The following is a 9,426-nucleotide window of genomic DNA, read 5'->3' on the forward strand; positions in this document are numbered from 1 at the left end:
ATGCTTTCTTGAACTCTGGCAGAAGATTCTGCTGCTCGAGGTAAGTAACCGTCCGACGATTGCGCCGATACTCATAACGTCGATGAGCAACACAAGCGTTGTAGAGGTAACAGTGCAAACGGCGGGCAGACAACAAAGCCCGCTCTTGGGTTTTGTTGGGGTACAGCCGAAAGGTCTGCCGCCTGACTACCCGTATAGTCTCAGTCACCCTTGTGGCTCGGTCGTCACCACAGTCAGTCTAGCACCGGAACGATAGGCGGGGTGGCGACGTCGACGCAACACACCCGGAATCAGTCAGGAGGCGCTATCCCTCCCCACCGTATAGACAGTGGGGAATCCCGCGCCTTACGTTGAAGCTGCGGGTCGATCAGGGGATCCCGCCCAGCCAGCGCCGCCAGCTCCACCAGGGATCCCCTCTCCGGGTGGCCCTAAACAGCTCGGCCACTTCTTCGCCGCTGGGTCGAGCCCTAAAGGTCTGGAGGACGCTGTAGAGGCCGGGCTCTTCCTGCTGCCACAGGCTCCAGGGATCCGGGTAGGCGCGAAACAGGGCTCCTTCCAGCAGCGAGCGCAGGTAGTAACTGGTCTCAAAGGTGCTCAGGAAGCGTTGCCGCAGCCGGCGCCCGGCCAGCCCCACCCCCACTGCGGCGGCATCCTGAAGTTGTGGGTTGAGGAGAACGACGGGCTTGGGATCCCGGCCTTTGGCAGCCAGCCCAGAAGGATCGCCGCCGCTCACCACCTGGCAGACCCGCTCCACCTGATCCAGGCTGTAGACTGCTGGCATTACAAACAGGACGCTCTGGTCTGGTGTAGGCTGCGTGCGGGCAGTCAGGCTTTGCAGTTGCATCCCGTCGGGAAGGGATCCCCACTCCCGCTGGGCCAGGGCTGCTCCGCCGGCATCGCTGAACAACACCAAAGCCGGTGGCGGCAGCAGCTCCAAGAACGGACGGGCTAAGACTTCCGGCTTGATGTCGGGAGCGAGGATCTCGATGAGCAGGCGGCGATACCCCGCCTGGATAGCCAGGCGTGTGGCCTGGATGGCCTGCTCGCAGGCTTGGGCCAGATCGCCGGGCAGGTGGGGAAACTGAGTCAGTTGCAGTTGTTCAGCCACGGTCTCATCCCATCAGATCCATCAGATAACAAGATTGCAACAGACGCTCAGCCGGACAAGTCTTCCCAAGCCCTGTGGGTGAGCAGTTCTTCCAGAACCCGCACCCCCCGCAGTTGGTTGGAAAGGGGCAGGTGACCTTTGGGGGCAGACAGATCCCAGGTGAACTCGTCGGGGTAGCGGGTCCAGTGGTAGCCTTGTTTCCAGCCAATCAGCGGCCAGAGGCGCTCCCAGTTGCGATTCACCCCCAGCCAGAGCTGCCGCTGCACCGAGTAGCCGAAGCGATCCCCGGAGGCCGCCCGCCACAGGCGATCGATGGTGCGCAGATCCTCTGCTGGGATCCGGCTCACTTCGGAAAAGTACAGCCAGCCCCGCCGCGCCGCCCCCTCTCCCGCTGCCCGGCACAGCAATTGCAGGCTCAGCCGATCGGCTTCCAGCCAGGCTCCCGCCGCTAACAACTCCTGGAGAGGCCGATAGTCAATGTCCAGGGCTGAAATCAGAGGGACTGTCACCATTGCCGTTGCAAAAGGTTTCTTTCGAATTCTAGTCCCTGTTGGCGGCCCACTCAGGGTTCAGGAGGATACTTGGGCGGGTTCCCAAAGACGATGCGATAGCCAAGATAGGCCACCCCTAGCAACCCCGCCAGGATCCACAAGAAGGCTGAGAAGGGCATGTAGGAAAAAAAGACAAGATAGACCCGGCGGCTGAGCCAAGAAAAAATGAGATAGACTGCCGCCAAGAGGCCGATCCCTTGCAAGGTGCGGAAAGCCGGCACCCGCGAGAGCGGCATGCGCTGCCGCGCCACCCAGATGGAGCTCAGAAAATAGTAGGGAGGCACCAGCAGCAGAAACATATCCGCCTGCTTCACCACCGCCTGCCAGCCAGCCGTGTTGGTGGCATAGGCCAAGTAACCGGCCCAGAGGACAAGGCTCACCGCTGCCAAGCCGATGTTCAAGCTGAGCAAAAAAGGCTCTTCCCACTGCCCCGGGATCCAGTGGCAGAGAACCCAAACCAGCCAAGGAGCCGCGAATAGCAGGATCGCAATGGTCAGGCCGTTGGCATTTAACTGAGTAAAAAATGTTTCCAATGTCATGAGGGCTGAGGGGACAGGAGGTCACTTTCAATAGTAATGGTAGTGGTAGTTCCAATCCCTCGCCAGAATTCGTAAAATACCCTGAAAAATTACAGCCAAAAAATTGCGTCCCTGCTGGGTCAGGCTTTCCAGGCGGGCGAAAAGGGATCCTTTGACTTCACCTTTTCTAGGGTGCTACTGAGTACATCTGGAGGGATCCCGGAGGGTACCCATAAAGTGATAGGGGGGCAAGGGAGGGCTCCAGTCCAGTTGCCAGCGGGGGTGAGCTGCCACCCAGGTTTGGGTGAGCTGAGCTGCCGCTTCCCGTTCGGCAGGGGTGAGCAAAAAGTAAAGCCGCAGGACTTCTCCCGGCTGCGGATCCCCTCTTTGCACTGGCCAGGTGGAGGGCCAAAGCTGCTGCAGGGCTGCCAGCTCCTGTTCTTGCTGCTCTTGGGCCTGTCGTTGCAGTAGATAAGCTTGTTTGCGGGCCAACAGATAGGCTGTGCCGCTGGGGGCGGGTTGGGGATCCGGGGAGGGCTGGGGCGACAGTTTTCCTTTCAGGCAATACTCGGCTCTTCCCCCGATGGCCGCAAGGGCCTGTTCGTACTCTGCCTGCTGGGCCAGTAGGTGGGATCCTAGCTTTTCGGCTGAGAGAAAGCAGGTGCCAAAGCGCAGGGGCAGCAGTGGCATTTGGGCAAACAGCCGGCAGATCACCTGGTCGTGGCGCAGGGCAGAACGCACCAGCACCTCATCCGAAGCCTGCAGCGACGCAGGATCCGGCATCGGCTCCACAGCAGCGGCAATTCGGCCTCCCGGGGGGGAAAACACCTGCAGTGGCCCGCGGATCCCTTGAGTTTGTTGAATGAAATGCCAAAGCGGTGCATCTGGCATCGGCAAGAAGGCATAGGTGTAAAGGGGGCTGCCAGCGCTCTGTTCACTGGGTTCGGGTAAAACCGGCATTGGGTCGGATCGGGGGGTAGGCTTTTCCTCTCAGTCTAAGCACACTTGCTGGCGCTTTTCGCCCTGGGGGGCTGCTACCGGCGACCTGGAGATGCGGTAGACTAACCTGGCAGGGTTCTTCAGGTCTGGGGTGTTCGGGGCTGAAAGGCTGCTGGGGGGCAGGTGGGATCCCCCCTTTCCGTGCCTCTACAGGTAAAACTATGACCAGCCGCTCAGACTTCAAACCCTTGGAAACCTTTCAAAAAGAAGAGATCGAACGCTTGCGGGATCTGCTTCCCGCTTCCCTCCGGCCCTTGCTCAGCGTTGTCCCCCACTCGGGAGGTGGAGCCCTGTTGTTCTCCCGCCGCAAGGCCCCTTGGCAGCCCCAGGGCATCATCGCCATCGACTTTCGTCGCTGGCAAGGGATCCCGCAGCCGCAGCGGGATCTCCTGTTTTTGCGGGAGGTGGGCTGGTTCGACAATCGCAACTGGCTACAGCCGGGGTTTTACCAGTCGCTGGCCTTGCTTGGTGGCATCACCACCGTGGCGGAGCTCTCTTGGCAGCACCCGTTTTCTGCCCTGTTGGCGGGTGGCATCACGGCGCTCTCGGTTCGACAGATCTGGCAAAACCTGAATCGGGAGAGCGCCCATTTCGATGCCGACGAGTTTGCCCTGCGCCGTGCCCAGTTCCGCGGCTACACCCGCCAAGAGGCGGCCCAACACCTAGCAGATGCCCTGGAGCAGGTTCTAAAGCTGGATCCCACCGACATCCTGACGGCACTGCGGCTGCAGCGGCTGAGAACCATTGCCCGCAACCTCACTCCCTCACCTGGGAGCTCCTAAGGCCAGGTGCACCTGGGTGATGGCCACCCGACCGGAGAAGCAGATATCGGTATCGGTCTGGGGATCGCGGGCTCGCTCTGCGTAGCGACCCTGGTAGCGAAACCACACCGATTCCAAGCCTTTCCCCTCTGCTTCTACGGCGTAATCGAGCGGCAGCGGCTGTGTGCAGAGGGGGCAGTAAACTCGCTCCGGCAAAGGGGATCCTGGTGGCAGGTGGGGCAAATTGACATTCCAGAAGGAGCCGGCTGGCAGGGGTTGTTCCATCAGCTCGGCCAAGATCTCCCGCGTCCACCGCTGTGCCTGTTCCCAATCGATGGGTTGGCTCCCTGCCCGATACTGGGAAATGGCAATTCCCCGGATCCCGCGCAGCGCCGCTTCCCGCACCGCCGCCACCGTGCCGGACAAGTACACATCCGATCCCAAATTCCCTCCCTCGTTGATGCCAGAAAGCACCCAATCCACGGAAGGGGCGAGCTTAAACAGGGCCACCCGCACACAGTCGGCAGGGGATCCCTCGACAGCAAAGGTGCGCTCGCCGCGGGCCCAGGCGCGAAAGGGCCGCCCCGTCGTTACCTGGTGACTGCAGCCGGAAATCGGCTGGTGGGGGGCCACGATCCAGCAGTTTTCCTCGGCAACGAGAGCGCTGAGGGCCAGCCTGAGGTGCGCCAGCCCTGCCGCCTCGATGCCATCATCGTTGGTCAGCAATACCTTCATCTGAATTCCTCTACCGGCAACTTCCTGGGTTAGCCTGAATCGCAAATCTCCGTTGCAGATGGGATCCAAATCTGGAGATCTGAAGTGCAAAGGCAAGGCGGATCCCGTTCTTCTTCTAACCTATCCCTAGGGGGTTGGCGTCTCCTGCGCCGCAGCCCTCGACCCATGATCCTGAACTGATACCGGAGGATTGCGATGACCACACGGGTAGCCATCAACGGATTTGGACGCATTGGCCGGTCGTTTTTGCGGGCGCTGCTCTCCCAGCCAGAGCGAGGGCTGGAGGTGGTGGCGGTTAATGATCTAACTGAGCCGGAAAACTTGGCCTACCTCCTGCAATTTGATTCTGCCTACGGGCGCCTGCCCCAGACCGTGAGTGCTGTGGACAGACACCTGCAAGTCGGCAGCCACAAGATCCGGGTTCTGGCAGAACGGGATCCGGCGCAACTGCCCTGGAAAGACCTTGGGGTTGACCTGGTGGTGGAGTCCACCGGCCTGTTTACCAAGCGGGAAGGGGCAGTCAAACACCTAGAAGCTGGCGCCAAGAAGGTGATCATCTCCGCCCCTGCCAAAGGCGCCGACCTAACGGTGGTGATGGGGGTCAACGACGACCAGTACGACCCCGCGCGGCACCACATTGTCTCCAACGCCTCCTGTACCACCAACTGTCTGGCGCCGCTGGCCAAGGTCTTGTTGGATCGCTTCGGCATCGAGACGGGCTTTCTCACCACCTGCCACGCCTACACCGCCACCCAGGCCATTGTGGATCGTCCGGATCCCAAAGACTATCGGCGGGGCCGCTCGGCAGCGGTGTCGATTGTGCCTTCCACAACCGGAGCAGCTACGGCAGTTGCCGAGGTTTTGCCTGCCCTAAGAGGGAAAATGGATGGTCTGGCGCTGCGAGTGCCCGTGCTAACCGGCTCGATTGTGGACTTTGTCGTGCGCACCGAGCGGCCGATTACCAAAGAGGCGGTTAACCAAGCCTTTGTCGAGGCTGCTGAAGGGCCGCTGCGCGGCATCCTCGCCATTGCCCCGCCACAGATTGTTTCGGCCGATATCATCGGCGATCCCCACTCTTCGATTGTGGATCTGGAATCAACAATGACGCTGGGGGATCGCACCGTGAAGGTGCTCTCCTGGTACGACAACGAGTACGGCTACGCCTCGCGGCTGGTGGATCTGGCGGTGAAAATGGCGGCTGCGCTGTAGAGCTCAATCCCAGCCTAAGTCGGTGCGCTCCAGCCAGGAGCTATCCAGGGCAGCCAGCCCCTCAGCTGCAGCTACGCCGGTTTCAGGGTGGCGCCAATGGGGAGCGATCTCGCACAGCGGGGCCAGGACAAAAGGGCGCTCCATCATGCGAGGGTGGGGCAGGGTTAGCTCAGGGCTCTTCAGGATCCGGTTGCCCATGGCCAGCAGATCCAGATCTAGCGTTCTGGCCTCCCAGCGGATGCGCCGCACCCGCCCCGCCTCCTGCTCGATGGCCAGCAGCGCCCTCAGCAACTCTAGGGGCGATTGGTAAGGGGGAAAGGGATCCAGCGCCACCACGGCGTTGAGGTAATCCGGCTGCCCCGGCGGCCCCCCTTGGGCAGGGCTGCGGTAGAGGCTGGAGCGGGCCACCACCTGGCCCAGCCGCGGCAACTTCTCTCCAGCCGTGCGCAACTGCTGCAGCGGATCCCCCAGGTTGCTGCCCAAAGCAATGTAGGCCAGGTCAGGCTTCATGGAAGAGCAGGGCGACGGCGGACGATCTCCACGTAGACATCCTCGAACAGGCCCGGCAGGGGAGCTTGCGGCTTGTGCACCCGCACCGTTAGGGCTTCCAACTGGGGATAGTTCTGCCACAGCCGCTCAGCAATCCGCTCTGCCAACGTCTCGATCAGCCGGTAGCGTCGCTGGGTTACCTCTTCCCGCACCGCCTCGTACACCTGGGCGTAGTCCACTGTGTGGGCTAGGTCATCCGCTTGGGGAACCCAACCAAGCTGCATCTCCACATCCACCACAAAGCGCCCTCCCAACACAGCCTCCTCAGGACGATAGCCGTGGTGGGCATGGAAGCTAAGACCCCGCAGCACCAGCCTAGTGGGGTTCATCGTGGAGACCTGCCCAAGCTGCCAGAGCCGAGACATGGGCCGGGACGTTGTGCACCCGCACCAGGGTAGCGCCCCGGCTGGCGGCAAAGAGGTGCACGGCTACGCTGGCGCTATCCCGCTCCCTGGGCACAGCAATCCCGGCAAGCTGGCCAACAAAACTTTTGCGCGAGGCTCCCACCAGCACCGGGTAGCCATAGGCCACCAGCCGTGGCAGCGCTTTGAGGAGGGCAATGTTCTGCTCGGCGGTTTTGGCAAAGCCCAGGCCGGGATCCAAAATCACACTGGGAACACCGGCTGCCAGCGCCCGTTCTGCTTGGTCCTTGAGAAAGCCAAAAACTTCCCCTTCGAGGTCGTCGTAGTGGGTGAGCTGCTGCATGGTGCGCGGTTCTCCCCGCATGTGCATGATGATTGCCGGCACCCCCTTCTCGGCACACAGCTGCATCATCTGCGGATCCCGCAGCCCAGTGACGTCATTAATCATGTGCGCTCCGGCTGCTAGAGCCGCCGCCGCCACCTCCGTTCGGCGCGTATCAACGCTGATGAGAATGCCGGATCCCTCTAGAGCCCGGATCACGGGCAAAACCCGGTCGCACTCCACCTCCACCGACACCGGCTCCGCCCCCGGCCGGGTGGACTCGCCGCCGATATCCACAATCAAGGCTCCCGCTGCTGCCATGGCCTTGGCTGCCTGCACGGCTGCCTCTACGGATCCCCACTGGCCGCCGTCGCTGAAGCTGTCAGGAGTTACATTCAACACTCCCATCACCCCAACGCCTCGCCAGGAGAGGCAGTAGCCCTCTGACATCTTTTCCGCCCCCGGCAAGGGACGGCGGGAGGTCAAGCTATGAACACCCATAACCGTTGCAAGCTGCGTGTTGCAGGGCCAGGGGGAAGAGTTTTCCACCACCCGGCATGGCATTCCTCTCGATCTCAAGTCCAGCACAAGCCTGCCAGGAGTCCACAAAGTTTCTCAACGAAATCTTTGCAAGGCTGCGGTCATCAAGAGGCTATGCCGAAGAAGGATCCCCCTGCCCGCTCAGGCGCAAGCAATAGCCCAAGCTCACAGAGGAACCCCTGTTGCTCTAGAACATGATGTCGTCTTCCGAACGACCCCAAATGCACCAGATGATGGAAGCAAAAATTGCCAAGTAGACCCAGGCCATCGGCCCGTATTGCAGTAGATCCATCAACGTATCCCTAAAACAAACATTTGTTTATCTAGTCCAATTATTGTGATGTTTCGTTACAGCGTCAACGGTTTTCTCAGGAAAACGGTCGGACTGATAGAAGACCCCCTGAGCCCATATCCTCTGCCCAAGGGGGCTAAGTCTTTTTGCCTAGGGACAGTGAGCAAATCTTAAATTTCTGAGAAAACCCATCTTGCCTGAGCAGGGAGGCAGAGGGAGACCTAGACGTTGAAGCGAAAGTGCATCACGTCCCCTTCCTGCACTACGTAGTCTTTGCCCTCGCTGCGCACCAGACCCCTCTCTCGGGCAGCACTTAGGGATCCTGCTGCCACTAGATCCTCATACGCTATTGTTTCTGCCCGGATAAAGCCCCGCTCAAAATCCGAGTGGATCACCCCCGCTGCCTGGGGAGCAGTGGCACCGGCAGGGATCGTCCAGGCGTGGGTTTCTTTGGGGCCGGAAGTAAAATAGGTGCGCAGACCCAGCAGCTCGTAGGTGGCGCGGATCAAGGATTTCAGCCCCCCTTCTTTCACCCCCAGCGAGTCTAGATAAGCCTGTCGCTCTGCAGGCGGCAGCTCCACCAATTCCGCCTCCACCTGGGCCGAGACCACCACCACACGCGCCCCTTCCGCCTGGGCCACTTGCCGCACCTGCTCCACCCAGTCGTTGCCGGTGGCCAGCTCTGTTTCCGCCACGTTGGCGGCGTAGATTACCTTCTTGCGGGTAAGCAGCCCCAGCCCCTTGATGGCAGCCTCCTCCTCCGGACTAAGGGGCACCAGGCGAGCTGGCTTGTCCTCGTCCAGAGCAGCCTGCAGTTTTTCCAGGGCCTGCAGCTCCACTTGAGCCGTTTTGTCGGACTTGGCCTGCTTGCGCACCCGTTCCAAGCGCCGCTCGATCTGCGCCAGATCCGCCAGGGCCAGCTCCAGGTTAATCACGCCTATGTCTCGCAGGGGATCCACGGAGCCGGCCACGTGGACAATGTTCTCGTCCTGAAAGCAGCGCACCACATGCACGATGGCGTCCACCTGGCGGATGTGGGAGAGAAATTGGTTGCCCAGCCCCTCGCCTTTGCTGGCGCCAGCTACGAGCCCAGCAATGTCAACAAACTCAATCTGGGCGGGGACGATTGCCGCCGAGCCGCTAATCTTGGCCAGCACCTCTAGGCGCTCATCCGGCACCGCCACCCGCCCTATGTTGGGCTCGATGGTGCAAAAAGGAAAGTTGGCCGCCTCGGCCTTGGCATTTTCGCAGAGGGCGTTAAAGAGAGTCGATTTGCCCACATTGGGCAGGCCAACAATGCCAGCTCTGAGCATGAGAGGCTAGGGTAACGGCAAGGGGATCCGTTGCGAAACTTTAACTATTCTGACGTTAGCATTGGTTGCCGGTGGCTGATGCTCCCTCACCCCCTCCCCTGGAGTTGTCCTCAGACCCGCTCCAAAAAGACCACTCCCTCGACATGGCCCGTTTGGGGAAAGAAGTC

11 protein-coding genes and 1 pseudogene are annotated in these 9,426 nt (G+C 61.1%); 2 read left to right on the top strand and 10 right to left on the bottom strand.

Annotation, left to right across the window (positions count from 1 at the left end):
• From NW852_RS07495 to NW852_RS07515, 5 genes and pseudogenes are all read right to left on the bottom strand, one after another.
• Positions 1-208: pseudogene (locus tag NW852_RS07495) on the bottom strand (hypothetical protein); the annotation flags it as partial.
• Positions 209-367: 159 nt separating this feature from the next.
• On the bottom strand, positions 368-1,108 hold the full coding sequence (locus tag NW852_RS07500; protein WP_414335814.1) for a DUF1995 family protein: 741 nt from the start codon (positions 1,106-1,108) through the stop codon (positions 368-370).
• A 47-nt stretch (positions 1,109-1,155) separates the two neighbouring features.
• Positions 1,156-1,620, bottom strand: coding sequence for a GUN4 domain-containing protein (locus tag NW852_RS07505; protein WP_414348126.1), 465 nt, complete (start codon positions 1,618-1,620; stop codon positions 1,156-1,158).
• Positions 1,621-1,670: 50 nt separating this feature from the next.
• Complete coding sequence (locus NW852_RS07510; protein ID WP_414372788.1) at positions 1,671-2,198, bottom strand: hypothetical protein; 528 nt, start codon at positions 2,196-2,198, stop codon at positions 1,671-1,673.
• Positions 2,199-2,372: 174 nt separating this feature from the next.
• A complete protein-coding gene (locus tag NW852_RS07515; protein ID WP_414366268.1) occupies positions 2,373-3,137 on the bottom strand; it encodes a GvpL/GvpF family gas vesicle protein in 765 nt (254 codons plus the stop codon).
• A gap of 200 nt (positions 3,138-3,337) precedes the next feature.
• Here NW852_RS07515 and NW852_RS07520 point away from each other — a divergent pair, with 200 nt between their 5' ends.
• Complete coding sequence (locus tag NW852_RS07520) at positions 3,338-3,958, top strand: DUF3318 domain-containing protein (RefSeq protein WP_414366269.1); 621 nt, start codon at positions 3,338-3,340, stop codon at positions 3,956-3,958.
• Here the strand turns inward: NW852_RS07520 and surE are convergent.
• A complete protein-coding gene (gene surE / locus NW852_RS07525) occupies positions 3,941-4,672 on the bottom strand; it encodes a 5'/3'-nucleotidase SurE (protein WP_414366270.1) in 732 nt (243 codons plus the stop codon). The genes NW852_RS07520 and surE overlap by 18 nt on opposite strands.
• Before the next feature lie 195 nt (positions 4,673-4,867).
• Between surE and gap the strand changes: the two genes are divergently transcribed.
• On the top strand, positions 4,868-5,881 hold the full coding sequence (gene gap, locus NW852_RS07530) for a type I glyceraldehyde-3-phosphate dehydrogenase (protein WP_414366271.1): 1,014 nt from the start codon (positions 4,868-4,870) through the stop codon (positions 5,879-5,881).
• Between the two features lie 3 nt (positions 5,882-5,884).
• Here the strand turns inward: gap and folK are convergent, their stop codons facing one another.
• The 4 genes from folK to ychF form a co-directional block, all read right to left on the bottom strand.
• Positions 5,885-6,391, bottom strand: coding sequence for a 2-amino-4-hydroxy-6-hydroxymethyldihydropteridine diphosphokinase (gene folK / locus NW852_RS07535; protein ID WP_414372789.1), 507 nt, complete (start codon positions 6,389-6,391; stop codon positions 5,885-5,887).
• On the bottom strand, positions 6,388-6,759 hold the full coding sequence (gene folB / locus NW852_RS07540; protein WP_414366274.1) for a dihydroneopterin aldolase: 372 nt from the start codon (positions 6,757-6,759) through the stop codon (positions 6,388-6,390). The genes folK and folB overlap by 4 nt, the downstream gene beginning before the upstream one ends.
• The gene (gene folP / locus NW852_RS07545) at positions 6,746-7,600 is read right to left on the bottom strand and encodes a dihydropteroate synthase (protein WP_414386199.1); all 855 of its coding nucleotides are present in this window, start codon (positions 7,598-7,600) and stop codon (positions 6,746-6,748) included. The genes folB and folP overlap by 14 nt, the downstream gene beginning before the upstream one ends.
• Before the next feature lie 567 nt (positions 7,601-8,167).
• On the bottom strand, positions 8,168-9,259 hold the full coding sequence (gene ychF, locus NW852_RS07550) for a redox-regulated ATPase YchF (RefSeq protein ID WP_414372791.1): 1,092 nt from the start codon (positions 9,257-9,259) through the stop codon (positions 8,168-8,170).
• Between the last annotated feature and the right edge of the window lie 167 nt (positions 9,260-9,426).

Source organism: Synechococcus sp. H60.1, assembly GCF_047462335.1.
In the GTDB taxonomy this organism is placed as follows: domain Bacteria; phylum Cyanobacteriota; class Cyanobacteriia; order Thermostichales; family Thermostichaceae; genus Thermostichus.

Excerpts from the sequence above, each read along its gene's own strand:
- NW852_RS07515 (WP_414366268.1), bottom strand. The coding sequence starts at position 3,137 with ATGCCGGTTTTACCCGAACCCAGTGAACAGAGCGCTGGCAGCCCCCTT.
- folB (WP_414366274.1), bottom strand. The coding sequence starts at position 6,759 with ATGAACCCCACTAGGCTGGTGCTGCGGGGTCTTAGCTTCCATGCCCAC.
- surE (WP_414366270.1), bottom strand. The coding sequence starts at position 4,672 with ATGAAGGTATTGCTGACCAACGATGATGGCATCGAGGCGGCAGGGCTG.
- NW852_RS07520 (WP_414366269.1), top strand. The coding sequence starts at position 3,338 with ATGACCAGCCGCTCAGACTTCAAACCCTTGGAAACCTTTCAAAAAGAA.
- folK (WP_414372789.1), bottom strand. The coding sequence starts at position 6,391 with ATGAAGCCTGACCTGGCCTACATTGCTTTGGGCAGCAACCTGGGGGAT.
- NW852_RS07510 (WP_414372788.1), bottom strand. The coding sequence starts at position 2,198 with ATGACATTGGAAACATTTTTTACTCAGTTAAATGCCAACGGCCTGACC.
- gap (WP_414366271.1), top strand. The coding sequence starts at position 4,868 with ATGACCACACGGGTAGCCATCAACGGATTTGGACGCATTGGCCGGTCG.
- ychF (WP_414372791.1), bottom strand. The coding sequence starts at position 9,259 with ATGCTCAGAGCTGGCATTGTTGGCCTGCCCAATGTGGGCAAATCGACT.
- NW852_RS07505 (WP_414348126.1), bottom strand. The coding sequence starts at position 1,620 with ATGGTGACAGTCCCTCTGATTTCAGCCCTGGACATTGACTATCGGCCT.